The sequence below is a fragment of the Nonomuraea sp. NPDC049421 genome (genome assembly GCF_040677005.1).
Lineage (GTDB): Bacteria > Actinomycetota > Actinomycetes > Streptosporangiales > Streptosporangiaceae > Nonomuraea > Nonomuraea salmonea.
Map to the genome: position 1 here is coordinate 1 of NZ_JBFAQA010000025.1, position 26,671 is coordinate 26,671.

At 72.8% G+C, this 26,671-nt stretch carries 20 protein-coding genes; 14 read left to right on the forward strand and 6 right to left on the reverse strand.

Annotated features, from left to right (window positions below; all coding sequences use genetic code 11):
* Positions 1 to 172: 172 nt before the first annotated feature.
* Positions 173 to 715 (reverse strand): cupin domain-containing protein, encoded by a 543-nt coding sequence (locus tag AB0K18_RS34475; protein ID WP_364922907.1) that lies wholly within the window; start codon positions 713 to 715, stop codon positions 173 to 175.
* A gap of 123 nt (positions 716 to 838) precedes the next feature.
* On the opposite strand from AB0K18_RS34475, the gene AB0K18_RS34480 reads away from it, so the two are divergent.
* Genes AB0K18_RS34480 through AB0K18_RS34500 form a run of 5 tightly spaced genes read left to right on the forward strand, consistent with a single transcriptional unit; the run spans position 839 to position 8,198 of the window.
* On the forward strand, positions 839 to 2,338 hold the full coding sequence (locus AB0K18_RS34480; protein WP_364922910.1) for an SWIM zinc finger family protein: 1,500 nt from the start codon (positions 839 to 841) through the stop codon (positions 2,336 to 2,338).
* Complete coding sequence (locus tag AB0K18_RS34485) at positions 2,335 to 3,741, forward strand: DUF5691 domain-containing protein (RefSeq protein ID WP_364922913.1); 1,407 nt, start codon at positions 2,335 to 2,337, stop codon at positions 3,739 to 3,741. Before AB0K18_RS34480 ends, AB0K18_RS34485 begins: the two co-directional genes overlap by 4 nt.
* A complete protein-coding gene (locus AB0K18_RS34490) occupies positions 3,738 to 4,802 on the forward strand; it encodes an AAA family ATPase (RefSeq protein ID WP_364922916.1) in 1,065 nt (354 codons plus the stop codon). Before AB0K18_RS34485 ends, AB0K18_RS34490 begins: the two co-directional genes overlap by 4 nt.
* Entirely contained in the window at positions 4,799 to 7,015 is a 2,217-nt protein-coding gene (locus tag AB0K18_RS34495) for a DUF5682 family protein (protein WP_364922919.1), read from the forward strand. The genes AB0K18_RS34490 and AB0K18_RS34495 overlap by 4 nt, the downstream gene beginning before the upstream one ends.
* A 13-nt stretch (positions 7,016 to 7,028) precedes the next feature.
* The gene (locus AB0K18_RS34500; RefSeq protein ID WP_364923251.1) at positions 7,029 to 8,198 is read left to right on the forward strand and encodes a VWA domain-containing protein; all 1,170 of its coding nucleotides are present in this window, start codon (positions 7,029 to 7,031) and stop codon (positions 8,196 to 8,198) included.
* Positions 8,199 to 8,204: 6 nt separating this feature from the next.
* On the opposite strand, the gene AB0K18_RS34505 is transcribed toward AB0K18_RS34500, so the two are convergent.
* Positions 8,205 to 9,650, reverse strand: coding sequence for an MFS transporter (locus AB0K18_RS34505; RefSeq protein ID WP_364922922.1), 1,446 nt, complete (start codon positions 9,648 to 9,650; stop codon positions 8,205 to 8,207).
* A 102-nt stretch (positions 9,651 to 9,752) separates the two neighbouring features.
* Here AB0K18_RS34505 and AB0K18_RS34510 point away from each other — a divergent pair, with 102 nt between their 5' ends.
* The 3 genes from AB0K18_RS34510 (at position 9,753) to AB0K18_RS34520 (ending at position 12,968) form a co-directional block, all read left to right on the forward strand.
* Positions 9,753 to 10,493, forward strand: a complete 741-nt coding sequence (locus AB0K18_RS34510) for a TetR/AcrR family transcriptional regulator C-terminal domain-containing protein (RefSeq protein ID WP_364922924.1) — start codon at positions 9,753 to 9,755, stop codon at positions 10,491 to 10,493.
* A 74-nt stretch (positions 10,494 to 10,567) separates the two neighbouring features.
* The gene (locus AB0K18_RS34515) at positions 10,568 to 11,953 is read left to right on the forward strand and encodes an MFS transporter (RefSeq protein ID WP_364922926.1); all 1,386 of its coding nucleotides are present in this window, start codon (positions 10,568 to 10,570) and stop codon (positions 11,951 to 11,953) included.
* 10 nt (positions 11,954 to 11,963) lie between these two features.
* Positions 11,964 to 12,968 (forward strand): enolase C-terminal domain-like protein, encoded by a 1,005-nt coding sequence (locus AB0K18_RS34520; RefSeq protein WP_364922928.1) that lies wholly within the window; start codon positions 11,964 to 11,966, stop codon positions 12,966 to 12,968.
* A 125-nt stretch (positions 12,969 to 13,093) separates the two neighbouring features.
* Here AB0K18_RS34520 and AB0K18_RS34525 read toward each other — a convergent pair whose 3' ends face one another.
* Positions 13,094 to 13,348, reverse strand: a complete 255-nt coding sequence (locus AB0K18_RS34525) for a hypothetical protein (RefSeq protein ID WP_364922931.1) — start codon at positions 13,346 to 13,348, stop codon at positions 13,094 to 13,096.
* A 40-nt stretch (positions 13,349 to 13,388) separates the two neighbouring features.
* The gene (locus AB0K18_RS34530) at positions 13,389 to 14,903 is read right to left on the reverse strand and encodes an LCP family protein (protein WP_364922934.1); all 1,515 of its coding nucleotides are present in this window, start codon (positions 14,901 to 14,903) and stop codon (positions 13,389 to 13,391) included.
* A 171-nt stretch (positions 14,904 to 15,074) separates the two neighbouring features.
* Between AB0K18_RS34530 and AB0K18_RS34535 the strand changes: the two genes are divergently transcribed.
* Positions 15,075 to 15,935 carry an enoyl-CoA hydratase-related protein gene (locus tag AB0K18_RS34535; protein WP_364922937.1) on the forward strand — a complete coding sequence of 287 codons (861 nt, stop codon included), beginning with the start codon at positions 15,075 to 15,077 and terminating at the stop codon, positions 15,933 to 15,935.
* 1 nt (position 15,936) lies between these two features.
* Positions 15,937 to 16,866: an alpha/beta hydrolase gene (locus AB0K18_RS34540; RefSeq protein WP_364922940.1), complete on the forward strand. Its 930-nt coding sequence runs from the start codon at positions 15,937 to 15,939 to the stop codon at positions 16,864 to 16,866.
* On the opposite strand, the gene AB0K18_RS34545 is transcribed toward AB0K18_RS34540, so the two are convergent.
* Positions 16,839 to 18,332 (reverse strand): prolyl oligopeptidase family serine peptidase, encoded by a 1,494-nt coding sequence (locus tag AB0K18_RS34545; RefSeq protein ID WP_364922943.1) that lies wholly within the window; start codon positions 18,330 to 18,332, stop codon positions 16,839 to 16,841. The genes AB0K18_RS34540 and AB0K18_RS34545 overlap by 28 nt on opposite strands.
* A gap of 107 nt (positions 18,333 to 18,439) precedes the next feature.
* On the opposite strand from AB0K18_RS34545, the gene AB0K18_RS34550 reads away from it, so the two are divergent.
* The 3 genes from AB0K18_RS34550 to AB0K18_RS34560 all read left to right on the forward strand — a co-directional run bounded on the left by AB0K18_RS34550 (position 18,440) and on the right by AB0K18_RS34560 (position 24,590).
* Positions 18,440 to 19,549 (forward strand): exonuclease SbcCD subunit D, encoded by a 1,110-nt coding sequence (locus tag AB0K18_RS34550; RefSeq protein ID WP_364922946.1) that lies wholly within the window; start codon positions 18,440 to 18,442, stop codon positions 19,547 to 19,549.
* On the forward strand, positions 19,550 to 23,248 hold the full coding sequence (locus AB0K18_RS34555; RefSeq protein WP_364922948.1) for an AAA family ATPase: 3,699 nt from the start codon (positions 19,550 to 19,552) through the stop codon (positions 23,246 to 23,248). It abuts the gene before it with no gap.
* 457 nt (positions 23,249 to 23,705) lie between these two features.
* Positions 23,706 to 24,590, forward strand: coding sequence for an NAD(P)-dependent oxidoreductase (locus tag AB0K18_RS34560; protein WP_364922951.1), 885 nt, complete (start codon positions 23,706 to 23,708; stop codon positions 24,588 to 24,590).
* A gap of 9 nt (positions 24,591 to 24,599) precedes the next feature.
* On the opposite strand, the gene AB0K18_RS34565 is transcribed toward AB0K18_RS34560, so the two are convergent.
* Entirely contained in the window at positions 24,600 to 25,235 is a 636-nt protein-coding gene (locus AB0K18_RS34565; protein ID WP_364922953.1) for an HAD family hydrolase, read from the reverse strand.
* Positions 25,236 to 25,334: 99 nt separating this feature from the next.
* Between AB0K18_RS34565 and AB0K18_RS34570 the strand changes: the two genes are divergently transcribed.
* Positions 25,335 to 26,621, forward strand: coding sequence for an MFS transporter (locus AB0K18_RS34570; protein ID WP_364922956.1), 1,287 nt, complete (start codon positions 25,335 to 25,337; stop codon positions 26,619 to 26,621).
* Positions 26,622 to 26,671 lie beyond the last annotated feature (50 nt).

A 26,671-nucleotide genomic window follows, 5' to 3' on the forward strand; every position in this document is an offset into this window, starting at 1 on the left:
GGCCGCTCGGGACGACGCCCCATCATGCTACCCAGCCTGACCCTCGACCTACATGATCGGAAGTCTGACCAGCAACATCATCAGAAGTCTCCTAGGAGTGACGCCCAGCGCCAAGAAGCAGGCAGAGCCCGCCGGCAGCAGGTCTCGCGACGTACGTGGGTGGTGTCGGGTGTCAGGCGGAGAAGTCGGCGAAGTCGAAGCCGGGGGAGACCACGCAGCTCACCAGCACCGCCTCGTCCCCGGCCGGGCGCGCCGACTGCCAGACCCCGCCCGGCACGACCGCCTGCGGCACCTGGCCGTTCTCGACGTCCTGCCCCAGGGTGACGACGGAGTCGCCGATGGTCAGCGCCAGCGGCCCGCCCCGATGCCACAGCCACAGCTCCGTCGAGCGCACCACGTGCGGCACGGACTCCTCGCCCGGGTGGAGCAGGAAGTAGATGGCGGTGGCGCTGGCCCGTTCCCCCGGATAGCCGTCCGGCGTGAACGTCACCGGCGACCGCCACGTCTCCCTGAACCAGCCGCCCTCGGGATGCGGCAGCAGGTCGAGAGCGGCGGCGACGGGCGGACGCTCGACGAAGGCGACGGGGGCGCCGGTGACGTCTCTGCGCAGGAAGCGTCCGTCGAGAACGAGCTGACCGTCGAGCGAGCTGGCCAGCGCCGCCGCCTCGTCGGCCACTTCGACGGACGGGCCGTCAGGGTAGATCCGCAACTCCACACAGCGAGTCTAGGCGCCCGCGCAACACACGGATCGGGCCGGTCCGGGGTGGAGGGCGTGGGGCTGGTCACGGGTGGGAAACGAGGCCGGGAATTGTCGGTGCGGCTGGCTAGTCTGCGGCAGGTGATCGAACGGTGGAGCCGTGATCAGGTCCTCGCCCTCGCCCCTGACACCTCGTCCCGCAAGGCGGCGCAGGGCGTGGCAACGCCCGCGAAATGGCCGGTGCGCGGCCACACGGGCATGGTCGTCTACGGCGAGTGCAAGGGCAGCGGGTCCACGCCCTACCTGGCGTGCGTCGACCTGAGCGAGCCCGCCTACCGGTGCAGCTGCCCGAGCCGCAAGTTCCCGTGCAAGCACGCGCTGGGGCTCCTGCTCCTGTGGTCCGACGAGGCGGTCCCGGCCGAGGCGGGCGCGCCGCAGTGGGTGACGGAGTGGCTCGACAGCCGCGCCGCCCGCGCCGCCAAGTCCGCCGCCCGCGCCGCGACCCCCGCCGACACAACAGCCACCGAACAGACCTCCGCCGAACAGACCGCCGCCGGGAAGACCGCCGCCGGTGAGCAGGCCGCCGGCGAGCAGGTCGTCGCTGAGCAGGCCGCCGCTGGGGCAACTCTTGCGGGCCCTGATGGCGGCGGCTCGGTCGGGGGCGATGAGGCATCGGGCGACGCCGGTGGAGTGGGGAACGGTGCCCAGCGGGTGAGTGCGGGTGGGCGGGGCGGCTCGCGTGCGGCCGGGGCGGAGTCCGTACGGCATGGGCGGGTCGCCGCTGGGCTGGCCGAGCTGGAGCGGTGGTTGGCCGACCAGGTACGGCAGGGGCTGGCGGTGGCGGCCGAGCATGACTGGGAGGGGCTGGCCAAGCGGCTCATCGACGCGCAGGCGCCGGGCGTGGCGGGCATGGTGTCGCGGTTGTCGCGCGTACGGGCCGAGGAGGGGTGGCCGGGGCGGTTGCTGGAGGAGTACGCCCTGCTCAATCTCCTCGCCGTCGCCTACCGCAGGAGGGCTGAGCTGCCGCCGGACCTCGCGCGTACGGTGCTCATCCGGGTCGGGTTCCCCGTGACCAAGGAGGAGGTGCTGACGGGGCCGGTGGTCCGGGATGTGTGGCATGTCCTGGGGCGGCGTGACGAGACGCAGGACCGGTTGACCGCGCGCCGGGTGTGGCTGCGCGGCCGCCGTACGCGACGGGCCGCCCTCATCCTGTCCTTCGCGCCGCAGGGGCAGCCGCTCGACGCCTCCCTGGTGACGGGCACCGCCATCGACGCCGACCTGGCCTACTACCCGGGCGCCGCCCCGCTCCGCGCCCTGGTGGCGACCCGCCACACCCCGGCCATGTCCACCGAGGAGCCTGAGCCCGTGCCTCCCGGGATGACGCCCGCCGAAGCCCTCGACGAGGTCGCCCGCGCGCTCGCCGAGGACCCGTGGACGGAGTCGTGGCCGCTCGTTCTCACGGGCGTGGTGCCCGACCGGCGCACCATCGGCGGCCTGCCGCTGCATCCGCGCTCCCACGACCCCTGGCGCCTCATCGCCGTCTCCGGCGGGCACCCGCTCACCGTGGCCGCCGAATGGACGCCGGCCGGTCTGCGCCCCCTGACCACCTGGGACGACGAAGGAACGACGGTGATCCTGTGACCGGCTGGGACGACCTCGCTTCGACCGCGCTCGTGGGCACCGACCGCCGCCCGTACCCCGGCGACCTGCTGGAAGCAGCCGCCGTGGAGTCCGTACGCCGGCGAGCGGGCACCAGAACCCCGGACGAGCCGCCACAACCCTCCGCGCCCGGCGAGAGCCGTGTACCCGATGACACCGATGCGGGCAGGGCGTTCGGACCGGGGCGGGCGGTTCTGGAGGAGCGGGGGGTTGTGGGGCGGCGGGCGGCGGAGCGGTTGCGGCGGATTCTCGGCGGTGAGCATGAGCGGTTGCTGCCCGAGTGGCTGGCCGCCGCGGCTGCGACCGGCCGGATCGTCCCGCCGTACGTGCTGCCCGACCTGCTGGAGCGCGGGCGGCGGGATAGGTCGATGCGGGTGCATCTGGGGGTGTTGGCCGGGCAGCGGGGGCGCTGGCTGGCCGGGCTCAACCCCGGCTGGGACTACCTGCTGGAGGAGCCGACCGGCGAGACGTGGGAGCTGGGCGGCGCGGCCGACCGGCGGGCTCATCTGACGGCGCTCAGGGCGGCCTGCCCGGCTCAGGCCAGGGAGTTGCTGGAGAGCACGTGGGAGCGGGAGTCGCCGGACGATCGGGCCGGGTTCGTGGAGGTGCTGGCCGAGGGGCTGAGCATGGACGACGAGCCGTTCCTGGAGGAGGCGCTCGACGACCGCCGCAGGGAGGTGCGCCAGGCCGCCGCCAACCTGCTGACCCGCCTGCCGGAGTCCCGCATGTCGCGGCGCATGGCGGAGAGGCTGCGCGCCTGCGTGACGATCACCGGCGGCGTCATCGCCGTCCAGGCCCCCACGGCCTGCGACAAGGAGATGGAACGCGACGGCGTACGCCAGAAGCCGCCCCGCGGCACCGGCGAGCGCGCCTGGTGGCTGCAGCAGATCATCGCCCGCGCCCCGCTCTCCGTCTGGGAGCACCCGCCCGCCCGGCTGCTCGCCATGAAGATCCCCGACTGGGACGTCGAGGTGAAGGGCGCCTGGGTGCGCGCGGCGGTGCTGCAGCGCGACCCGGAGTGGGCGCGTGCCATGTTCGGCTGGGACCCGATCGCCGACCTGCTCGTGGCCCTGCCGCCCGCGGAGCAGCAGGAGCTGGCGGCCAGGTTCGTCGCGGAGCACGACCTCGACAGCCAGCTCATCATGGTGCTCGGCGGGGTGTCGTCCCATTGGGGTGAGGGCCTGGCGGCGGCCGTCCTCCGCAAGATCGTGAAAGTGAACACCACGCAGCCGTGGAACCTCGCCGAGCTGGTCAAGCTGGCCGGCGAGCACATCGACCCCGACCTGCACGAGCTGGCCGAAGACTTCTCCCCGGCCGAACCCGTCCAGAAGGTCGCCGCCCTGCTGCGTTTCCGCGCTGACATGTACAAGGAGCTCCACCGATGACCGTTCTGCGCCCGCACGCGGAAGACCAGTACGCCGAGGAGCTGGCCGTCCTCGCCAAGGACGACGACCGGCCGAGGCCGCCGGGCTGGAGGCTGTCGCCGTGGGCCGTCACCACGTACATCCTGGGCGACGGCGACCGCATCACCCCCAAATACGTGGGCGCGCGCCGCATCGTCGAGGTCGCGGTCGCCACCCTCGCCACCGACCGCGCGCTGCTGCTGCTCGGCGTGCCCGGCACCGCGAAGACGTGGCTGTCCGAGCACCTCGCCGCCGCCATCAGCGGCGACTCGACGCTGCTCGTGCAGGGCACGGCCGGCACGGCGGAGGAGGCCATCCGTTACGGCTGGAACTACGCGCGGCTGCTGGCCGAGGGCCCGTCGCTCGAAGCGCTCACCCCGTCGCCGGTCATGCGCGCCATGGCCGAGGGCCGGGTGGCCCGCGTCGAAGAGCTCACCCGCATGCCGTCCGACGTCCAGGACGCGCTGATCACCGTGCTGTCGGAGAAGACGCTGCCGATTCCCGAGCTCAACAGGGAGGTCCAGGCCGAGCGCGGCTTCAACGTCATCGCCACCGCCAACGACCGCGACCGGGGCGTCAACGAGCTGTCCAGCGCGCTGCGCCGCCGGTTCAACACCGTCGTGCTGCCGGTGCCCGCCACCGCCGACGAGGAGGTCGACATCGTCGCCCGCCGCGTCGCCCAGCTCGGCCGTTCGCTGGAGCTGCCAGAGACGACGACGGGGCCGGCGGAGATCCGGCGGGTGGTGACCGTGTTCAGGGAGCTGCGCACGGGGGTGACCGAGGACGGCCGCACCAAGCTCAAGTCGCCCAGCGGCACCCTGTCGACCGCCGAGGCCATCTCGGTGCTGACCAGCGGCATCGCCCTGGCCGCCCACTTCGGCGACGGGGTGCTGCGGGCGTCCGACGTGGCGGCCGGGATCGTCGGGGCGGTGGTGCAGGAGCCGGTGTCGGATCGGGTGGTGTGGCGGGAATACCTGGAGACGGTCGTGCGCGAGCGTACGGACTGGCACGACTTCTACCGCGCCTGCCGCGAGGTGTCATGACCACCCGGAAGGTCTCCGTGCTCGGGGTGCGGCATCACGGGCCGGGGTCGGCGCGGGCCGTGCGGCGGGAGCTGGAGCGGTTGCGGCCCGACGCGATCCTCATCGAGGGGCCGCCCGAGGCCGACGCGCTCGTCGCGCACGCCTCCGGGCTCGAGCCGCCGGTCGCGTTGCTGGCGCACGTGCCCGGGGCGCCGGCGCGGGCGGCGTTCTGGCCGTTCGCCGCGTTCTCGCCGGAGTGGCAGGCGATCAGGTACGGCACGGCGGCCGGCGTCCCCGTCCGGTTCTGCGACCTGCCCGCCGCCCACTCGCTGGCCGCGACCGGGGAGCCCGCCGCCCCTGGTGAGGCGCCCGTCGATCCCATCGGGGCGCTGGCCGCGGCGGCCGGCTACGACGATCCCGAACGCTGGTGGGAGGACGTGGTCGAGCACCGGGACGGTGACACGCCGTTCGCGGTGATCGCCGAGGCCATGTCCGCCGTACGCGAGGGGCACCGGCCGGACGAGCGGGAGGCCGCGCGCGAGGCGTACATGCGCAAGACCATCCGCGCGGCCGTCAAGCAGGGCCACGGCCGGATCGCGGTGATCTGCGGCGCCTGGCACGTGCCCGCGCTGACGGCCCCCTTCCCGCCCGCGACCGCCGACAACGCGCTGCTGCGCGGCCTGCCGAGGGCGAAGGTCGAGCTGACGTGGGTGCCGTGGACGTACGGGCGGCTGGCGTCGTGGAGCGGCTACGGCGCGGGCATCACCTCGCCGGGCTGGTACCACCACCTGTTCGAGGCCGGGGACCGGCCGATCGAGCGGTGGCTGGCGCAGGCGGCGGCGGTGCTGCGCGACGAGGGGCTGGCGGTGTCGTCGGCGCACGTCATCGAGTCCGTACGGCTGGCCGAGAGCCTCGCCGCCCTGCGCGGCCGCCCGCTGGCGGGGCTGGGTGAGGTCACCGAGGCGGCCAGGGCGGTGCTGTGCGAGGGCGACGACCTGGCGGTCGAGCTGATCCAGCGGCGCATGGTGGTCGGCGACCGGCTCGGGCACGTCCCCGACGGCATCCCGATGGTGCCGCTCCAGCGCGACCTGCGCGACCGGCAGCGCAGGCTCAAGCTCAAGCCCGAGGCGCTCGACCGGGAGATCGACCTCGATCTGCGCAAACCGCTCGACCTCGACCGCAGCCACCTGCTGCACCGGCTGCGGCTGCTGGAGGTCGGCTGGGGCGCGCCGGGGCAGGCGCGCGGGAAGGGCACGTTCAGGGAGACGTGGACGCTGCGCTGGCGGCCCGAGCACGATCTCGCGCTCATCGAGCACGCCGCCCTCGGCACCACCGTGGTCGCCGCCGCCGGGCGGCGTGCCCGCGACCTGGCGGCGTCCGGGGAGGCTGCGCTGGCGGACCTGACGGGGCTGGTGGAGCAGTGCCTGCTGGCGGACCTGCCGGAGGCGTTGCCGGACGTGCTGGCCGCCCTGTCGGCCAAGGCGGCGCTCGACACCGACGTCACCCGGCTGATGGCGGCGCTGCCCGCGATGGTGCGGGCACACCGCTACGGCGACGTGCGCGGCACCTCGGCGGAGGGGCTGGCGGTGATCGTCCGGTCGATGCTCGAACGGATCTGCGTCGGGCTCCCGGTGGCCGTGACGGGGCTGGACGACGACGCGGCGGCCGATCTGCTCCAACACGTGGACGCCGTGCACTCGGCGGTCGCCCTCCTCGACGGGGAAAGACCCGCCATCGAAGGGGCGCCGAGGGGCCGGTGGATGGCGACGCTGCGCGCGATCAGCGAACGCCAGGACCTGCACGGCCTGATCGAGGGCCGGCTCACGAGGATCCTGCTGGACGCGGGCGAACTGCACGACGCCGGTGACCGGATGTCGAGGGCGATGTCCCGGGGCCAGGCGCCGGCGCGGGCGGCGGCGTGGGTGGAGGGGTTCCTGGCGGGCGGCGGGTTGCTGCTGGTGCACGACCCCCGCCTGCTGGGGCTGGTCGACGAGTGGCTGACCGGGCTGTCCTGCGAGCAGTTCACCGACGTGCTGCCGCTGCTGCGCCGCACGTTCGGCGCGTTCGCGCCCCCGGAGCGCCGGGCCGTGGGGGAGCGCCTGCGCTCCGCGGGCCGCGACGACGGGCCTGGCCGGCACGACGTGGACGACCATCGCGCCGCCCCGGCGGTGGCGGCCGTCCTGTCGATCCTGGGAAGGACGGCGACCGGAGGAGGAGGTCGGGCCGGTGAGTGAGCAGGATGAGCGGATGCGGCGGTGGCGGCTGGTGCTCGGCGGCGGGGCCGCCGACGGCACCGGGTGCGCGCTCGACGGCGCGGACGCGCAGATGGACGGCGCGCTGGCGGCGCTCTACGACCAGAGCGGCCGGGACGGCGGGGCCAGGGGCGGCGAGGGCGGACGGGCGGACCGGCGGGAAGGAGGGCTGGGCGCGTCGGCGCCGCGGGTGGCGCGGTGGCTGGGCGATATCAGGACGTACTTCCCGTCCACCGTCGTCCAGGTCATGCAGAAGGACGCGATCGAGCGGCTCAACCTGACCAGGCTGCTGCTGGAGCCCGAGATGCTCGAGGCCGTTGAGCCCGACGTGCACCTGGTGGGCACCCTGCTCGCGCTCAACAAGGTGATGCCGGACCAGGCCAGGGAGTCGGCCAGGGCGGTGGTGCGCACGGTGGTGGCGGAGCTGGAGCGCCGGCTGACCCAGAAGACGCGGGCCGCCGTGTCGGGGGCGCTCGACAGGTCGGCCAGGACGCACCGGCCGAAGCGCACGGCCGACATCGACTGGGACCGTACGATCCGGGCGAACCTGAAGAACTACCTGCCGGAGAAGAACACCGTCGTCCCCTCCCGCCTGGTGGGCTACGCGCGCCGGCAGCGGTCGGTGCAGCGGGAGATGGTGCTGTGCATCGACCAGAGCGGGTCGATGGCGGCCTCGGTGGTGTACGCGAGCGTGTTCGGCGCCGTGCTGGCGTCGATGCGGTCGTTGAAGACGTCCCTCGTGGTGTTCGACACGGCGGTCGCCGACCTGACCGACCGGCTGCACGACCCGGTGGAGCTGCTGTTCGGCACCCAGCTCGGCGGCGGCACCGACATCAACAGGGCCATCGCCTATGCCCAGGGCCTCATCACCCGCCCGGCCGACTCGATCTTCGTGCTGATCAGCGACCTGTACGAGGGCGGGGTCAGGGAGGAGATGCTGCGCAGGGTGGCGGCGATGACGCAGGCCGGCGTCCAGGTGATCGTGCTGCTCGCGCTGTCCGACGAGGGCGCGCCCTTCTACGACCACGAGAACGCGGCCGCGCTGGCCGCGATGGGTGTGCCCGCGTTCGCGTGCACACCCGACGCCTTCCCCGATCTCATGGCCGCGGCCATCGAGCGGCGCGACATCGCCCGCTGGGCCGAGCACCACACCGCCGCGCCCTGACCCGCCTCACGCGGCCTGCTGCTCGGGGCGGGCGTGCCGGGGCAGCAGGTACGACAGCCCGAACGTCAGCGCCAGCAGCCCCACCTCCACCCACACGGTGACCTGCATGGCGGCGCCGAAGCTCCACTGCCCGGCCAGCATGTTGAAGAACAGCGTGCCGAGCAGCGCGGTGCCGAACGCGCCGCCGAGCTGCTGGATGCCGGTCAGCGTGCCGGAGGCGGAGCCCGACTCGTGCGGCTCGACGCCGGCGAGCACGATGTCGAAGAACGGCGCCATGGTGAGCCCCATGCCGATGCCGGCCAGCGCGAGCCCGGGGGCGAGCTGCAGCGTGCCGACGTCGGTGCCGGCCAGGTGGATGGTGAGGGCGAGCGTGGCCGCGCCGGCGGCCATGACGACGGTGCCGATCTGCAGCAGGCCGCGCCCCAGCTTCTCCTGCAGCCCCGACATGGCGATGCCGAAGCCGACGACGCCGCCGAGCGCCTGCGGCAGCGCGGCCAGGCCGGCTTCGAGCGGGCTGAACCCGAGGCCGAGCTGGGTGTAGAGGCTGAAGACGAGGCTGAAGCCGATCATGCCGGAGAAGAACGCGAGCCCGGCGACGAGCCCGCCGGTGAAGGCCCGCTTGCGGAACAGGCTGGGCGTGATGAGCGGGTCGCGGCCCGAGGCGGTGCGGCGGGCCTCGTACCGGCCGAAGAGGGCGAACACCGCGATCGACGCGGCCATCGACACGAACGTCCAGGCCGGCCAGCCCAGCTCGCGGCCCTGGATGAGCGGGAAGACGAGCAGGAACGCGGCGACCGAGACGAGCCCGACGCCGGGCAGGTCGAGGCGGGTGGCGCCGGCGGAGCGGTGTTCCGGCAGGTAGCGCAGCGCGGCGAGGACGGCGGCCAGGCCGAGGGGCAGGTTGATCAGGAAGATCATGCGCCAGCCGGTGCCGAAGAAGTCGGCGTCCACCAGCCAGCCGGCCAGCACGGGACCGCCCACGGACGAGATCGTCATGACGGGCCCGAACATGCCGAACGCCTTGCCCATCTCGTGCGGCGGGAACATCTCCTTGATCAGCCCCAGTCCCTGCGGGATCATCACCGCGCCGAACAGGCCCTGCAACACGCGGCTGGCGATCAGCATCTCGGGGCTGACCGCGACGCCGCACAGCAGCGAGGCCGCGGTGAAGCCGCACGCGCCGATCACGAACATGCGCTTCTTGCCGTAGAGGTCGCCGAGGCGCCCGCCGGTGATCAGGCCGACGGCCATGGCCAGCGTGTAGCCGGCGCCGAGCCACTGCACGAGGCTGTCGGAGCCGCCCAGCTCCTTCTGCACGGTGGGGGCGGCGATCGTGGTGACGAGCGCGTCCAGGAGGTCCATGACCTCGGCCGCCAGGATCACGAACAGGGCGACCCAGCGCCATCGGTAGGGCTGTAGCTCGGTCTGCGCCGAGGGTGCGGTCACGGTCATGGGGCGACTCCTTGGATAACGGTGTTCGTCTCGACGAACGGCGTTCGTTAACGAACACTGTTGTAATGGCGAACGGTGTTCGTGTCAAGTACACTGTTCGTCATGGTGGATCGCAAAGGAGCGGACGGCGTCCCGGCGCCGCCGTGGCGCAAGACGCGCAAGCCGGTGCAGCCGAGACGGCAGCTCAACCAGGACCTCATCGTCGAGACCGGGATGCGCATCCTCGACGCCGAGGGGCTCGACGCGCTCAGCATGAGACGGGTGGCGCAGGAGCTCGACACGGGCCCCGCCTCGCTCTACGCCCACGTCGCCAACAAGGAGGAGCTGCTGGAGCTGCTCTACGACCGGGTGCTCGGCGAGATCGTGCTCCCCGAACGCGATCCGGGCCGCTGGAAGGAGCAGCTGCGGGCGTACGCGCTGGAGGCGCACCGCGTGCTCGGCGCGCACGGCGACGTCGCCAGGGCGGCGCTGGCCACCATCCCCACGGGCGAGAACTCCGTACGCGCGGGCGAGTTCATGTACGGGCTGCTCGTCGATGCCGGCATGCCGCCCAGGGAGGCGGCCATCGCCCTCGACCGGCTCTCGCTCTACATCGCAGGCGACGCGTACGAGGGGTCGCTGCACTACGCCAGGATGCGCGCGGCCGGCTACGACAACAGGGAAGACTACTTCAACGCGTTCGTCGACCAGATCACGACCTACTACCGGGCGCTCCCGGCCGAGCAGTTCCCCCACGTCACCAAGCACATCGACGACCTCGTGGACGCCGAGGGCGAGGAACGCTTCCGCTACGGGCTCGACCTCATGCTCGACGGCATCGAGGCCCGCATGCCCAAGGGCTGAGCCTGCCTTAGGCCCAATTGCCTAGGGCCGATGCCCGATGTGCCGGACAGGGGCCGCCCCATACGTTTTCGCACATGACGACGATTGTGGAGAAGACCGCAGCGGCCCCTCCGGGTGCGCTGTCCGCCCCCTACCGGGCCTTGAGCATCGGACTGGTCGCGCTCGTGACGCTGGTGGCGTTCGAGGCGATGGCGGTGGCCACCGCCATGCCCGTGGTGGCGCGCGACCTCGACGGCATGCCCCTGTACAACCTGGCCTTCAGCGCCACCCTGGCGGCCAGCGTGATCGCGACCGTGCTGGGCGGGCGGTGGAGTGACGTACGCGGGCCGCTGCCGCCCATCGCGGTCGGCGTGGCCACCTTCGTGGCGGGCCTGCTGCTCGCGGGGTTCGCGCCGATCATGGAGGTGTTCGTGGCCGGCCGGTTCGTGCAGGGGCTCGGCGCCGGGCTGATCCAGGTGGCCCTGTACGTGCTGGTCGCCCGCGCCTACCCGCCCGCGATGCATCCCCGCGTGTTCGCCCTGTTCTCGGCGGCCTGGGTGGTGCCCTCGATGGTCGGCGCGGCGATCGCCGGTTTCGTGGTGGAGAACACCGACTGGCGGTGGATCTTCCTCGGGGTGTCGCTGATCGTGATCCCGGCGGCGCTGCTGCTGTGGCGCGGCGCCGCGGGGCGTACCGGTGAGGACGACCCCGTCGCAGGACCCGCGCCCGGCCTCGGACGCAAGCTCGTCTGGGCCACCCTCACCGCCGTCGCCGCCGCACTCCTGCAGTACGGCGGCGCGCTCAAGACGGCCGGCCTGCCCCTGCTCGCGGCGGGCATCGTGCTGCTCGCCGTGTCCCTGCCCAAGCTGCTGCTGCCCGGCTCGATGCGGGCCGCCCGCGGCCTGCCCACCGCGCCCGTCCTGCGCGGCCTGGCCTTCGGCGCGCTGACCGCCACCGAGGTGTTCATCCCGCTCATGCTGATGAACGAGCGCGGCATGACCGCCACCGGCGCCGGCGTCGTGCTCACGATCGGCGCGCTCGGCTGGTCCACCGGGTCCTGGATCAAGGGCCGCGGCATGGTCGGCAACATGGCCGCCATCAGGGGCGGCGCCGCGATGATCGCCATCGGCATCGGGCTGGTGACGCTCGTCCTGCTCGACTCCATGCCGATCGCGGTCGCGTACGTCGCCATGGCCATCGCCGGCCTCGGCATCGGCGCGCTGCACCCGACGGTGTCCGTGCTGGTGCTGGAGATGTCCAAGGAGGGCGAAGAGGGCGGCAACAGCGCGGCCGTCGGCGTCGGCGAGTCGGTGTTCACCGTGGTGGCGGTCGCGATCAGCGGCGCCCTGTTCACCGCCGCCGGCGGGAGCTATCTCATCGGCCTCGCCTTCACCGCTCTGCTGGCTGTCGCAGCCTTCGTGCTGGCCCCGCGTTTTGTGCACGCTTCCGCACCGGGCACTATGGAAGGAGCCGCGCCATAAAGGGGGATGCATGCCGCGAGTCCGGGAGCTTGAGGTTTTCCGGCTTGTCCTGCCCTTCGGCAGGAAGTCGGAGAGCCTGCTCGTCAAGCTCACCGACCATGGGGGCATGACCGGGTGGGGCGAGACGACCGCGCCCCCGGCCAAGACCTGGTCGAGGCTGGAGGAGACGCTGGCGGCGCTGCTCATCGGCGTCGACTGGGAACACCCCGACACCGTGCCGAGCGGCGACAGCGCCGTCGACATGGCCTGCTGGGACCTGTGGACCAAGATGCGCGGGGTGCCGCTCGCCGAGGCGATCGGCGGCACCCGCACCTCCCTCATGGCGACGGTCCGGCTGTCGCCCGACTCGTCGGTCGAGGGCCTGGTCACCCGGGTCAACCAGCAGATCTGCGCCGGTTACGGACATGTCACCCTCGACGTACGGCCCGGCTGGGACGTCGAGCCCGTACGCGCGGTGCGGCAGGCGTACCCGGCGCTGACCCTGGCCGTCGACTGCGGCAATGCCTACACCGACCTCGACCAGCTCGTCGCGCTCGACTCCTACGGCCTCGAGGTCATCGAACGCCCCTTCGCCACCACCGACGTCACCTCCCACGCCTCGCTCCAGGACCAGGTGGCCGCGTCCGTGGCGGTCGAGGTCGCCTCGGCCGCCGAGCTCGACGACTACCTCACCCTGCGCGCGGCCCGCGTGCTGCTGCTGCGGCCTGCCGCGTTCCCCTCGCTGTCGGAGGCCCGCCGCGCCCACGACCGCGCCGCCGCCGCCGGGTGGGACATCCAGTGCACCGGCGGCCAGGGCGCCGGCCTGGCCAGGGCCGCCACCGTCGCGGTGGCCAGCCTGCCGGGGTGCACGCTGCCGTGCGACGTGACGCAGCCGCCCCGCCAGAACCAGATCGTCACGCCCGTGGTGGGCGCGAACGGCGGGGTCATCGCGGTGCCGCTGACGCAGTCGGGGCTCGGCCACGAGATAGACGAGCACCGTCTCCGCCGCATGACCAAGGAGTCCTTCCACGTCTGACCTCCCGGCGCCGGGCGAGCGGCAGGTCGTCGGCCGGGCCCAGCACCTGCCATCCGGTCGGCATGCTCATGACGCCCCCTTCCCGCAGGCTGTACGCGCTCTGCGGGGCCTGGGTTCAGCCGGGTTCAGGAATGCAGCGAGCGGGCCAGGTGCACGCCGGTGATGATGTCGGCGATGCCGGAGAAGCGGGACCCGGCCTCGATGAGCGCGTCACGGACGCCGTGCGTCCGGTCCACGAGCCCGCTCGTGGGCGTGCCGGCGGCGACGACCAGCGCGAGCGCGGACAGGGCGAGCAGGCGGCGGTGCATGGCGGACCTCCCGAGGTACGGCGACACCGCCCAGGAGATCATGGGGGCCGCCGCGCCCGGCGGGTACGCCACAGCGCCGAGGCGGGTTCTTTACCGATCAGCTCCTGGCCGATCAGCTCCTGGTCGAGGGGCCGCAGCCCTGCGTGAGGCCCTGCACGGGGTCGTCGCCGTCCTGCTTGGCCGACTTCTTCTTCGGCGCGGGCGTCTTCGACGGTGAGGCGGACGGTGAGGCCGACGGTGAGGCCGACGATGAGGCTGAGGCCGGTGCAGCCGACGGTGAGGCGGAGGCCGCGACGGGCCGCTCGGTACGGGACGACTCGCGGATCGCCTTCTGGGCCAGGGAGCGGATCTCGTCCCAGTCGGGGTAGCCGGTGTTGATCAGCGGCGGCACGAACTGCAGGCTGGTCACCTCGGCGTTCTTCACCTTCAGCGCCAGCGGCACGAGGTGCTGCAGCATCGGCTGCGGAATGTCGGTCCTGATCAGGTTCTTGGTGGCCCGCGCGACCTGGTTGAACCTGGTCAGGATCGTCGCCGGGTCGGCCTGGTCGAGCAGCGCGCCGATCACGCAGCGCTGGCGGCGCATGCGGGTGAAGTCGTCGCTGAAGGTGCGCGAGCGGGCGTACCACATGGCGTCGGCGCCCTTGAGACGGCGCGTGCCGGCCTTGACCAGGCCCTCGTTGTACTTGCCGAACACGACGTCCTGCTCGACCGTGATCGTGATGCCGCCGATGGCGTCGATGAGGCGGGCGAAGCCCCACATGTTGACCAGGGCGTACCAGTCGACGTCGAGGCCGAGGGTGTAGCCGATGGTGTCCATCAGCACCTTGGGCCCCTGGTGCTGCTTGCCGTCGAACAGTTCGGGGTGGGCGTCGGCGTACTCCCACACGCTGTTGAGCAGGTCGCTGCTGCCGCCGCCGGCGTCCTTCGGCAGGTCGAAGCCGGCGGGGAAGCGGCGGGCCATCGGCGTGCCGGGACGGAAGCGCACGTCCTCGAGGTTGCGCGGCAGGCTGAACAGCACGGTGTTGCCGCTCCGCACGTCGATGCTGGCCAGGTGCATGCTGTCGGTACGCACACCGGTCCTGTTGTCGTCGGCGTCGCCGCCCAGCAGCAGGATGTTGACCCGCTCGCGCCCCGCCCACGGGTCCTCAGGCTCTGGCTCGGGGGCCGGCGGCTGATCGGCGAGCTCGGGGGGCTGGAAGATGTGGCCGAGCGCCTCCCGGTAGGTGTTGGCGGAGTGGGCGGCGTACCCGAACGGCACCACGACCACGACGGCGAGCAGCCCGGCCAGCGTGCCGGTGAGCGCCTGCCCCGCCGGGCCGAGCCGGCCCGGCCGCAGCACCACGAACGAGTGCACGATCAGCGCGAACCAGGCCGCGCCCAGCACGCCGGTGCCGATCATGACGGCGGTGATCCACGAGTTCTGGGTGGCCGAGCCGAGCAGCGTGCCGAGGTCGCTGGTCAGCGCGACCGCGAGCACGGCGAGCAGCATGGCGGCGTAGCAGGAGAGGAGGACGAGGCCGGTCCTGCGCCGGCCGGCGCGCAGATGAGCGGCCCCGGGTGCGAGTGCCGCCAGCACGAGCCACCCGAGGACCGCCGCGGCGCTCCCTGGTTCCTTCGCCTGCTCCACGCCTTCCCCGTTTCCCCGCGTGCTCCACCATAGGCGCGAAGCCCTCAAACCCGGTGGTCAACCGCGCGGCGCGGTCGTCCCCAGGCTTCATCGAGGCGGCAGCCTATGCTCCGTATACGAAATATGACGTTATCTGGGGATGAATTTCAGCGACCGAATAAGATTCTAGGCATGGGCTTCTCAGAGATCGAGTACGGGGTGACCGATCGCATCGCCACCGTGACATTGAAGCGTCCCGACCGGCTGAACGCCTTCACCTTTACGATGCGCGGAGAGTTGATCGAGGCTTTCGACCTGGCCGACGCCGATGACGACGTCCGCGCGGTGGTGGTCACCGGGGCCGGCCGGGCGTTCTGCGCCGGGGCCGACCTCGGCGGCGGCGGAGGCACGTTCAAGGGCAAGGATGGGGGCGAGACCGTGGACGGCGTGCCGCGCGACGGCGGCGGCACGGTCGCGCTGCGCATCGCCCGCTCGCTCAAGCCCGTCATCGGCGCGATCAACGGCCCGGCCGTCGGCGTCGGCGTCACGATGACGCTGCCCATGGACGTCAGGCTCGCCTCGGAGGACGCCAGGTTCGGGTTCGTGTTCGCGCGGCGCGGCATCGTCACCGAGGCGGCGTCGAGCTGGTTCCTGCCCAGGATCGTCGGCATCGCCCAGGCCATGGAGTGGGCCGCCACCGGCCGCGTCTTCCCCGCCTCCGAGGCGCTCGAAGGGCGGCTGGTCTCGCGCGTCCATCCAGCGGACGAGCTGCTGCCCGCCGCGTACGCGCTGGCCAGGGAGATCGCCGACAACACCTCGGCCGTCTCCGTCGCCGCCATCCGCCGCCTCATGTGGTCGGGCCTGTCGGCCGCCTCGCCCTGGGAGGCGCACGCCGCCGACTCCCGCCTCATGACCGAGCTCGGCGGCGCGCCCGACACGGTCGAGGGCGTCACCGCGTTCCTCGGCAAGCGGCAGCCCGACTTCCCGATGCGGGTCAGCACCGACCTGCCCTCCGGTGTGCCCTCCTGGCCCGACGATCCCTATCGTGTCTAGCATGTACGAGATCACCGTGCTGCCCATGCCCGACGACTTCGAGGGCGAGGTCGTCGCGACGCTGGTGTCCAGGAAGGCCGAGCCCGCCTCCCGCAGGGCGGTGCTCTACCTCCACGGCTTCACCGACTACTTCTTCCAGGACCACCTGGCCGACCACTACGTCCAGCGCGGCATCGACTTCTACGCGCTCGACCTGCGCAAATACGGCCGATCCCTGCTGCCGCACCAGACCAGGGGCCTGGTCAGGAGCGTCACAGAATACTTCCCCGAGATCGACGAGGCCGTCCGCGTCATCCGGCGCGACCACGACGAGCTGACCATCAACGCCCACTCCACCGGCGGGCTCGTCGCGCCCCTGTGGGCCGACCGGGTGCGCGGGCGGGGCCTGGTGCAGGGGCTCGTGCTCAACAGCCCGTTCTTCGACCTCAACGTGCCCACCCACCTGCGGCTGGCCGCCGACCTGCTTAAGACGCCGCTGTCGTACACGCGGTGGGTGCTGCCCCTGCCCTCAAGCAACGTCTACGGCCGCACCCTGCACCGCAGCGAACACGGCGAATGGGACTACGACCTGGAGCTCAAGCCGCTCGGCGGCTTCTCCGTGCACGCCATGTGGCTGGCCGCCATCCGGCGCGCCCAGCGGCGGCTGCACGGCGGGCTCTCCGTGGACGTGCCGGTGCTCGTGCTCGCCTCAAGCAACGGCCTGCGCGTACGCGACTTCGTCCCCGAGGCCAGTTCGGCCGACATCGTGCTCGACCCCCGCCACATCGCCCGCTGGTCCACCTCGGTCGGGCCGCACGTGACCTGCGTGCGCATCCAGGACGGCGTGCACGACCTCGTGCTGTCCGCCGAGCCCGTACGCAAGCAGGTCTTCGCCGAGATCGACCGCTGGATGGCCACCTTCATTCACCAGGGGAAGGAGAACAGCCCGTAGTAGGCGGCGGCCACGAGCAGCAGCCCTGTGCCGCCCAGCACGCCGGCCACGGACACGTACTGCCAGCGGGTCGGCTGCAGCCCCTCGCGCAGCGCCGACACGTACGCCGCCACCGCCGTGACCTCCTGGATCAGCATGAGCACGGCCAGCAGCCGCACCACCAGCCAGCCGGCCAGCACGGCCGGCCAGGCGCCCGCCTGGTTGACCGAGAACAGCACCAGCAGCGTGATGAACGCGACCACCGAGGCCAGCAGCCCGAGCCCGGTCCACGCCATCCGGGTCAGACGCCGCCTGATCGGCGGCCACAGGCGGGCGTTGGTCTCGACGGGGGTCTGGTGGCGGTGCCGCAGGCGGACCACCATGGCCGCCACCGGGCCCGCCACGTAGCCGACGGCGGCCAGGCAGATCGTCAGGCCGAGCATCGTGCCGCCCGCGTACCAGGGGGCGGCCGGTACGTCGCTCGCCTCGAACCGCTGCACGGGGGTCGCGCCCGCCATGTGCACCGGCGGCTTCGCGGTGCGCGGCAGGCCCTTGATCCAGTTGGCCAGGGTCTCCAGGTAGCCGCTGGTGAAGTCGCCGCCGTTGACCCGCATGGCGTGATCGCCCTTGCCCATGAACCGGATCGTGTAGTCGTCGTTGCCCGCCTTGCCGAGCGCCGTGATGAGCGCCTTGGTGGACTCGACGAAGGGGATCGAGGGGTCTGTGGTGCCGTAGAACGCCAGGACCGGCTGCTTGACCTGGCTTAAGGCGGGCATCGCGTCGTAGCGCAGGAAGTCGAAGCCGACCCCGCCCATCGCCCTGGTCAGCAGGTCGCGTACGCCGGCGGGGGCCCGCAGCCGCAGCAGCTGCTCGTTCAGCGCCCAGGCGACCTGGCGCAGCGGGGAGACGTTGGGGGACGACACCAGCACGACGAACCCGACCGACGTGCTCTTGGCCGCCGCGATCGGCACCACCCAGCCGCCCTCGGACACGCCCCACACGCCCACCCGCGCGGGATCGACCTCGGGCCGCGTCCGCAGGTACTCGACCATGCGCAGCGCGTCGTCCGCCAGCAGGCCGAAGTCGCGGCGGCGGAAGTCGTAACCGATCGTGCGCTTGTCGAACGCGATCGTCACCACGCCTGCCTTCGCCAGGAACTCCGCCTGCGGCGTGAACTCCTCACGCGAGCCGTTGCCCGACCCCGACACGAACACCATCGCAGGGTGCCGCCCAGGCGTGAGCGGCACCCGCAGCGTGCCCTGGAGCCGCTGGGCCTCCGCCGGGATGGAGATCTTCTCCTCGCGGATCGCGCCGGCGGCGATCACCGGCCTCAGCTCCTCGGCGGGCTGAGGCGGGATCGCCTGAAAAGCTGGATCGACCTTGAGCGGCGGCGGGTCGAATGCGGGCGGCAACACGTACCCGACCGTCGCGAGAGCCACCAGCACCAGACCGGCGGCGACGCTCAAGGTGCCACGGCCAGTGCGCATCGGCCTCCCCATGTGCGTTGGTTTGCCCGCTGATCTTTCAGCCTACTCCCGGCGCGTGGGACTGGAGAGGCCGCATTTGTCAGTGAGAGCTGTTAGCTTCCTGCGACATGCGGATCCTGCACACCTCCGACTGGCACCTCGGGCGCTCCTTCCACCGCGAGAGCCTGCTCGCGGGGCAGGCCGCGTTCGTCGATCACCTGGTCGAGACAGTGCGGGCCGAGCGGGTCGACGTCGTGGCGGTGGCCGGCGACGTCTACGACCGCGCGCTGCCGCCCGTCGACGCCGTCGCGCTGCTCGACGAGGCGCTCGCCCGGCTGCGCGCCGCCGGGGCCCGGGTGGTGCTGATCAGCGGCAACCACGACTCGGCGCTGCGGCTGCGGTTCGGCTCCGCGCTGTTCGAGGCGGCGGGCGTCCACGTGCGCACCTCGCCCGGCCAGTCGTGGGAGCCCGTCCTGGTCGACGACGTCGCCTTCTACGGCATCCCCTACCTCGAGCCCGAGCTGGTCCGCGCCCAGTGGGAGCTGCCCGACCGCAGCCACACCGCCGCCATCACCCACGCCATGACCCGCATCAGGGCCGACGCCGCCCGCCACCGCGCCTCGGTGGTGCTGTCCCACTGCTTCGTGACCGGCGGGCAGGCCAGCGACAGCGAGCGCGACATCAGCGTCGGCGGGGTCGCCCACGTGCCGCTGACGGCGTTCGACGGGGCCGACTACGTCGCGCTCGGCCACCTGCACGGGCGGCAGCGCATGTCCGAGACCGTGCGCTACTCCGGCTCGCCGCTGGCCTACTCCTTCTCCGAGGTCGGCCACGTCAAGGGCTCCTGGCTGGTGACACTGGGGGAGGAGGTGGAGTTCGTGCCCGCTCCCGTGCCCCGTCCCGTCGGGCGGCTGCGCGGCGAGATCGACGACCTGCTCACCCATCCCCGCCACGCCCCCTACGAGGACCACTGGCTGCAGATCATCCTCACCGACCCGGTGCGCCCCAAGTCCGCGATGGACCGGCTGCGTGCCCGCTTCCCCCACACCCTCGCCCTGTCCTTCGAGCCCGTGGGGGCCGTCCCCGCGGCGCAGCCCGTACGCCTCAGCGGGCGGCCCGAGGCGGAGGTCGCGCTCGACTTCGTCAAGGAGGTCCGCGGCGAGCCTGCCGCACCCGAGGAGGAAGACCTGCTAAGACAGGCCATCGAGGCGTCCAGGGTGAAGGAGACGATGGCGTAGATGCGGCCGCACCGGCTCACGCTGACGGCGTTCGGCTCCTTCCCCGGCACCGAGACCGTCGACTTCGACGCATTGTCCGAGGCCGGGCTCTTCCTCGTCCACGGGCCCACCGGGGCGGGCAAGACCACCGTCCTCGACGCGCTCTGCTTCGCCCTCTACGGCCAGGTGCCCGGCCAGCGCAACAGCGCCCGCAGCCTGCGCTGCGACCACGCCCCGCCCGGCACCGGCCCTTCGGTGACCCTTGAGGTGACCCTCCGGGGCCGTTTACTGCGCATCCAGCGCTCACCCGCCTGGCAGCGGCCCAAGCTGCGCGGCACGGGCGTCACCGAGGAGAAGTCCAAGGTCGTGCTGTCGGAGTGGCAGGGCGCCGACTGGCACGGCCTCACCACCCGCCTCGACGAGGCCGGTGACCTCGTCGGGCAGCTGCTCGGCATGAACGCCGACCAGTTCTGCCAGGTGGCCATGCTGCCGCAGGGCGACTTCGCCCGCTTCCTGCGCGCCGCCGGCGACGAACGCGCCCAACTCCTCGAACGCCTCTTCACCGTCAAGATCTTCACCTCGGCCGAGTCGTGGCTGGCCGAACACCGCAAACAGGCCTGGCGCGAAGCCCAGGACCTCCGCCAGGAGGTCGACTTCGCCGTCAAACGCCTGGAAGAAGCCGCCGGCCCCACCCTCCTGCACTCCCTCACCCCGGACCCTGAGTTCACCGAGCCCACCGAGCCGGTGGCCTCGGCCGCCGGGGAGGTGCCGTCGCCGGAGGAGGAGCCGTTGCCGTGGGCGGGCGCGCTGCTCGCCGCCGCGCGGGCCGTCGTGACGCGAGCCGAGGAAGAGCACACCGCGGCAGGCGTCGCCGTACGCGCCGCGCGCACCCGCTTCGAGCAGGCCGCCGCCCTGGCCGAACGGCAGCGCCGGTACGCCGAGGCGCTCACCCTGCGCCGCACCCTCGACGAACGTGCCGACGAGCGCGCCGACCTGCAGGCCATCCTCGACGACGCGGCCAGAGCCGACCGCGTCGTCCCCCTGATCACGGCCGCCGGGCAACGCGCAGAAGCCGCTGCCAAGGCCCGCGCCCTGGCCGCCGACGCCCTCGCCCGCGCCCGCCCCCTCCTGTCCTCCTCCGGCCCCTCCGCCTCCGACGGATCCCCCGGCGAGCGGTTCGGCGATCAGCGGCGGATCGACGAGGGTGGGCCCAGCGTCGGGGAGCTGGCGGCGCTGGAGCGGGCGCGGCAGGACGAGATCGCGCGGCTGCAGGAGCTGCTGACCGAGGAGGCCAGGCTCTCCGTGGTCAGGCGTGACCTGCTGCGGGTCGAGGACGAACTGGCCGAGCTGGTGCGCGCCGACGAACGCGTGATCGCCCGGCTGGCCGAGCTGCCCGCCCTGATCGAGCGGGCCGAGGCGGGCCTGGCGTTGGCCCGTACCGACGCCGCGCGGATCCCGGCCGCCAAGGCCGCGCGTGACGCCGCCGCGCACCTCATCGAGATCGACGGCGAGCTGGCCGCGCTGGCGGCCGAGCTCGACGGGCTGGCGCAGCGCGAGGCCGAGGTGGCCGCCGCGGAGGCCGAGCTGCCCGCCCGGCTCGCCGGGGCGGAGGCCGCGCTGGCCGACGCACGCGCCCAGGCCGCGGCCATCCCCGCCCAGACGGCGGCGCTGGAGTCGGCCAGGGTCGCGCTGGAGGCGACGCACCGCCGCGAGAGGCTCGCGGGCGAGCTCGAATCGGCGCGGGCCGCGCACCAGGTGCTGGTCGACCAGGCCCAGGCCGCCCGCGAACGCTGGCTCGACCTGCGGCAGGCCCGCATCGACGGCATGGCGGCCGAGCTGGCGCGCGATCTCGCCGACGGGCAGCCGTGCGCCGTCTGCGGCTCCGAGCACCACCCCCACCCCGCCGCGCCCGCTCCGAGCGCTCCGTCCGCCGACGACGAACGCGAGGCCGAGGCCGCCCACGACGCCGCCTTGACCGAACGCGAGGCCGCCGAACGTACCCTGGCCTCGCTGGAGTCCCGCCACGCCGACGCCGCCGCGGCCACCGACGGCCTCGACGTGACCACCGCTGAGGAGCACGTGGAGCAGGCCGGGCAGGAGCTGGCCCGCCTCCAGGCGGTCGCCGACCGCGAGCCCGCCCTGGCGCAGGCGCTCGAGAGGGTGGAGTCCGACCGCGAACGCGTCCGCGACGAGGCCCGCGAGATCGCCGAGGCCCTCGCCGCCACCCGAGCCCACCGGGCCCAGCGGCAGGCCGAGCGGGCCCGCGTACGCGCTCAGCTCGACCTGGATCCCGTGGCCGGCCAGGCGCAGGGGGAGACCGGGCAGGCGGGTGTGATGACGCAGCTCGATCTCGACGACGCCTTGGCCGACCGGGCGCAGGCGGGTGTCATGGCGCGGCTGGATCTCGACGACGCTGCGGCCGGCCGGGGGCATGAGGCGCGGCTCGGCCTTGAGCTTGAGGCTGAGATGGTGCTGGCGGCGGCTGAGCGTGAGTTGCGCAGGCTTCAGGACTCGGCGGCCGGGGAGCCTCGGCTCGCGGAGGAGGCCGCGCGGCTCGGGCGCGAGCGTGGCGAACTGGAGGAGCAGGGGCGCCGGGTGGCGGCGCGCCTCGCGGCCGCGCGTACCCGGCACGAGGAGCTGAGCGGCGACGCGGGACGGCTCACCGCGCGGCTCGACGCGGCGCGCGGCGGCGACGCCACGCTGACCGCCCGGCTGTCCCGGCTGAACGACGAGGCCGGGCTGCTGCGTGAGGCGCTGGAGGCGACGCAGGCGGCGGTGTCCGCCAGGGACGAGCTGGCCGGGGCGAAGCGGGCGGCCGAGGAGGCGGCGGCGGAGGCCGGGTTCGGCGATGTGCGCGATGCGGAGGCCGCGTACCGGAGCCCGGCCGAGCGGGAGCGCCAGGCCGAGCTGCTGCGCCGGCTCGACGACCAGCACGCGGCCGTCAGCGGCGTGCTCGCCGACCCCGAGCTGGTGGCCGCCGCGGCCGAGCCCGCGCCCGACCTGGCCGCGGCAGGGGCGGAACGTGACGCGCTGGAGGAGGAGCACACGCGGCTGGCGAGCGTACGCGACCGGGCGGCGGCCAGGGCGCGGCGGCTGGCCGAGCTGCGCGACGAGCTGGCCGGGCACCTCGAACGCTGGCGTCCCGCCGCCGACCGGCACCGCCTCGCCGAACGCATGGCGTCCCTGGCCAGCGGCACGTCCAGCGACAACCAGTGGAGCATGAGCCTGTCGTCGTTCGTGCTGGGGGAGCGGCTGCGGCAGGTCGTGGCCGCCGCCAACGAGCGGCTCGACCACATGTCGGGCGGCCGCTACCTGCTCAGGCACGACCTGGGGAAGACGGCCGGGGCGCGCGGGCGTGCGGGTGGCGGGCTGGGCCTGAAAGTGGCCGACGGCTGGACCGGCGTCGACCGCGACCCGGCCACGCTGTCCGGCGGCGAGAGCTTCATCACCTCGCTGGCCCTGGCGCTCGGGCTGGCCGACGTCGTCACCGCCGAGGCGGGCGGCGCGGAGCTGGGGACGCTGTTCGTGGACGAGGGGTTCGGCACGCTCGACGAGGACACCCTGGACGGCGTCCTCGACATCCTCGACGGCCTCCGCGACGGGGGCCGCGCCGTGGGCATCGTCAGCCACGTCCCCGAACTCCGCTCCCGCATCACCGCCCAGCTCAAGGTCACCAAAACCCGCACCGGCTCCACCTTGAGCGCCGTCGGCGTCAGCTGACCTCCCACCCCGCCGATCAGCTCGGGGAAGGGGGAACGCCACCCGGCAGGGCGCGCTCCATCCGGACCAGCGCCGCCCCTGGGGACGCGGCGCTGGTCCCGGAACGGCGCCCCGGCTGGGGAAGGGGGGCCGCCACCTGCAAGGCGCGCTCGTCTTGGAACGGCGCCGCCCTTGAGGGCGTGGCGCTGGTCCCGGAACGGCGCCGCCCTTGAGGGCGTGGCGTTCGTGCGGCCCGAGGTCGTCAGCCCCTCTGCTTCGGGAGCCCTTGTGTCGTTTGCGGGCCACCGAAGGAGATTGTGGGGGGATGCGTTGTTCGCGGGGGAGTTGCTGATTACGGCCGGTGTGTTGCCACATGCCCGGAACGTTGTGCGGGTGGGTGGGTTGGTGGTGAGGAGGGTGGGGTGGGAGGTATAGGTTGTGGGCGAGATCGAGGGTTTCAGCCTCTGAGGAGCGGCTCATGCGCGTCGTCGTCACCGGAGCACACGGGAAGGTGGGCAGGGCCGCCGTCAAGGCCCTGACCGAGGCGGGGCACGAGGTGACCGCCACCGACCTGGCCCGTCCCGTCTTCGAGCGGCACGACCCGGGCGAGCCGCGCTATCTCCAGGCCGATCTGACCGACGCGGGGCAGGCGTACGCCATCACGCACGGGGCCGACGCCATCGTGCACGCGGCGGCCATCCCCGACCCCACCTCCAACGCGCCGCACGTGGTGTTCCACAACAACCTGATGGCGACGTTCAACCTGATCGAGGCGGCGGTGCGGCTGGGGGTGACCCGGTTCGTCAACCTCTCCAGCGAGACCGTCCCCGGGTTCTTCTTCGCCGAGCGGCCGTTCCTGCCGGACTACGCGCCGGTGGACGAGGAGCATCCGGCCCGGCCGCAGGACCCGTACGCGCTGTCCAAGCACTTCGGCGAGCAGCTCATGGACGCGGCGGTGCGCCGCTCCGACATCAGGTGCATCTCGCTGCGGCCGAGCTGGGTGCAGCACGAGGGCAACTACGAGCGCAACCTCGGGCCCCAGGTGCGGGACGCCGGCGAGATCGGGGCCGGGCTCTGGAGCTACACCGACGTGTACGACCTCGCCGACGCCATCGTGCTGGCCGTCGAGTCCGACCTGCCGGGGCACGAGGTGTTCTACATCGCCGCCCCCGACAACGCGGGCGGGCACGACTTCGCCGCCATGCTGCGCAGGATCCACGGCGACAAGATCGAGCTGCGCCCGCTGTCCCGGGTCGACTCCTCGGGCATCTCCTGCGAGAAGGCGTACCGGATGCTGGGCTGGACCCCCAAGCGGACGTGGCGCGACTACCTGGACGAGAACGGCCGCTCCCGCCAGGGGTGACGCCCGTCTCTAGAGGGCGGTGATCAGGGCGGGCAGTTCGGCGGGGTGATGGAAGAGCGTCGCGCCCAGGCCCTCCAGCCGGGAGACCGGCGTGATGCCGCCGGCGAAGGCCAGGCAGCGCATGCCCGCGCTGACCGCCGCCATCACCCCGACGGGGCTGTCCTCCACCACCACGCACGCCTCAGGCTCGGCCCCCATGGTGGCGGCGGCGTGCAGGAACAGGTCGGGCGCCGGCTTGCCCTCGGCGACGTCCTCGGCGCTGAACACGCGCCCGTCGAAGTGGTGGGCCAGCCCGGTGAGCCGCAGATTGTGGCGGATCGTACGGTGGCGCCCGTTGGAGGCCACGCAGAACGGGATCGTGAGCCGTTCGAGCACGTCGGTGATGCCTTCGACGACGCGCAGCTCGGCGTCGACCGCGGCGCGGTACTCCGCGATGAACCGGTCGCGCCACCCGGGCGGGGTCGCGCCGACGTACTGCTCCCAGTAGTCGCCGGTACGCCCGACGAACAGCTCGATGTACTCGTCCTCGGTCATGTCCCGGCCGAGCCGCCGCAGGGCCGCCAGCCCCACGCGTACGGAGATCGGCTCGCTGTCCACCAGCACCCCGTCACAGTCGAAGATCACCAGCTCGACCGCCAAATCCACTCCTTCTTCGCGAACGTCCCGTAGTGAAACCTAACATCACCCCAGGTGATAGCGTCCTCGTATCGATTCACAAGACGATCGTCCGCATAGTGAGACAGCATGAAGGTTTCCCCCCAGACCGGCGCCCCCAGCCGGTCCCGGATCGCGGCGGCCAGCCTCATCGGCACCGCGATCGAGTTCTACGACTTCTACATCTACGGCACCGCCGCCGCCCTGGTGCTCAACACCGCCTTCTTCCCCGAGATGGACCCGGTGGCGGGCAGCCTGGCCGCGTTCTCGACGTTCGCCGTGGCGTTCATCTCGCGCCCGCTCGGCTCGGCCGTGTTCGGGCACTGGGGTGACCGCATCGGCCGCAAGTCCATGCTGGTCGTGTCCCTGCTGGTGATGGGGCTGTCCACGGTCGCCATCGGCCTGCTGCCCGGCTACGCCGCCATCGGCGTGATCGCGCCCGTCCTGCTCGTGCTGTTGCGCTTCACCCAGGGCATCGGCCTCGGCGGCGAATGGGGCGGCGCGGCGCTGCTCGCCACCGAGCACGCACCGCCCGGCAAGCGCGGCCTGTACGCCATGTTCCCCCAGCTCGGCCCGTCGGCCGGGTTCATCGTGGCCAACGGGCTGTTCCTGGTGCTCGGCGAGACGCTGAGCGACGGGCAGTTCGAGAGCTGGGGATGGCGGCTGCCGTTCGTGGGGAGCCTGCTGCTGGTGATCGTCGGTCTGTACGTCCGGCTCAAGATCTCCGAGACCCCCGTCTTCCAGGCCGCCATGGACGAGCGCCGCATCGCCAAGGTGCCGTTCGCCGGCCTGATGCGGCACCAGTGGCGGCGCGTCCTGCTCGGCGCCGGCGCCATGACCATCGCGTACACGCTCTTCTACACCGCCACCACCTACTGCCTGGCCTACGGCACCGACGTCCTCGAGATCTCCAAGACCACGATGCTCGCGCTGTCGATGATCGGCGTGGTGTTCATGGCGGCCGGCACGGTGGTCTCGGCCATGGTGTCCGACCGGCTGGGCCGCCGCCGTACGCTGATCACCGGCGTGATCGCCGCCATCGTGTGGGGGCTGGTGATGTTCCCGCTGATGGAGACCCGGGTGATCTTCCTCGTCGGTCTCGCGCTGGCGGGCGCGCTCGGGCTGATGGGCCTGGTCTTCGGGCCGATGGGGGCCTACCTGCCCGAGCTGTTCAACACCGAATACCGCTACAGCGGCTCGTCCGTCGCCTACAGCCTCGGCGGCGTGCTCGGCGGCGCGGTGCCGCCCCTGGTCGCCACCAGCATGCAGGCGAGCGGGCTCGGCGCGCTGGCCGTCGGCGGGTACGTCTCCGCGATGGCCGTCCTCAGCCTGCTCTGCCTGCTCGCCCTGCCGGAGACCGGCGACCGCACCCTCTGACGGCCGTGCTTCAATCAACGTTGACGGTCGTCAACGTGAAGGGCCTTCGG

Coding starts and splice junctions, on each gene's coding strand:
- AB0K18_RS34560 (WP_364922951.1), top strand. CDS start 23,706: ATGCGCGTCGTCGTCACCGGAGCACACGGGAAGGTGGGCAGGGCCGCC.
- AB0K18_RS34555 (WP_364922948.1), top strand. CDS start 19,550: ATGCGGCCGCACCGGCTCACGCTGACGGCGTTCGGCTCCTTCCCCGGC.
- AB0K18_RS34505 (WP_364922922.1), bottom strand. CDS start 9,650: ATGACCGTGACCGCACCCTCGGCGCAGACCGAGCTACAGCCCTACCGA.
- AB0K18_RS34500 (WP_364923251.1), top strand. CDS start 7,029: ATGCGGCGGTGGCGGCTGGTGCTCGGCGGCGGGGCCGCCGACGGCACC.
- AB0K18_RS34510 (WP_364922924.1), top strand. CDS start 9,753: ATGGTGGATCGCAAAGGAGCGGACGGCGTCCCGGCGCCGCCGTGGCGC.
- AB0K18_RS34570 (WP_364922956.1), top strand. CDS start 25,335: ATGAAGGTTTCCCCCCAGACCGGCGCCCCCAGCCGGTCCCGGATCGCG.
- AB0K18_RS34550 (WP_364922946.1), top strand. CDS start 18,440: ATGCGGATCCTGCACACCTCCGACTGGCACCTCGGGCGCTCCTTCCAC.
- AB0K18_RS34515 (WP_364922926.1), top strand. CDS start 10,568: ATGACGACGATTGTGGAGAAGACCGCAGCGGCCCCTCCGGGTGCGCTG.
- AB0K18_RS34520 (WP_364922928.1), top strand. CDS start 11,964: ATGCCGCGAGTCCGGGAGCTTGAGGTTTTCCGGCTTGTCCTGCCCTTC.
- AB0K18_RS34545 (WP_364922943.1), bottom strand. CDS start 18,332: ATGCGCACTGGCCGTGGCACCTTGAGCGTCGCCGCCGGTCTGGTGCTG.
- AB0K18_RS34540 (WP_364922940.1), top strand. CDS start 15,937: ATGTACGAGATCACCGTGCTGCCCATGCCCGACGACTTCGAGGGCGAG.
- AB0K18_RS34535 (WP_364922937.1), top strand. CDS start 15,075: ATGGGCTTCTCAGAGATCGAGTACGGGGTGACCGATCGCATCGCCACC.
- AB0K18_RS34495 (WP_364922919.1), top strand. CDS start 4,799: ATGACCACCCGGAAGGTCTCCGTGCTCGGGGTGCGGCATCACGGGCCG.
- AB0K18_RS34490 (WP_364922916.1), top strand. CDS start 3,738: ATGACCGTTCTGCGCCCGCACGCGGAAGACCAGTACGCCGAGGAGCTG.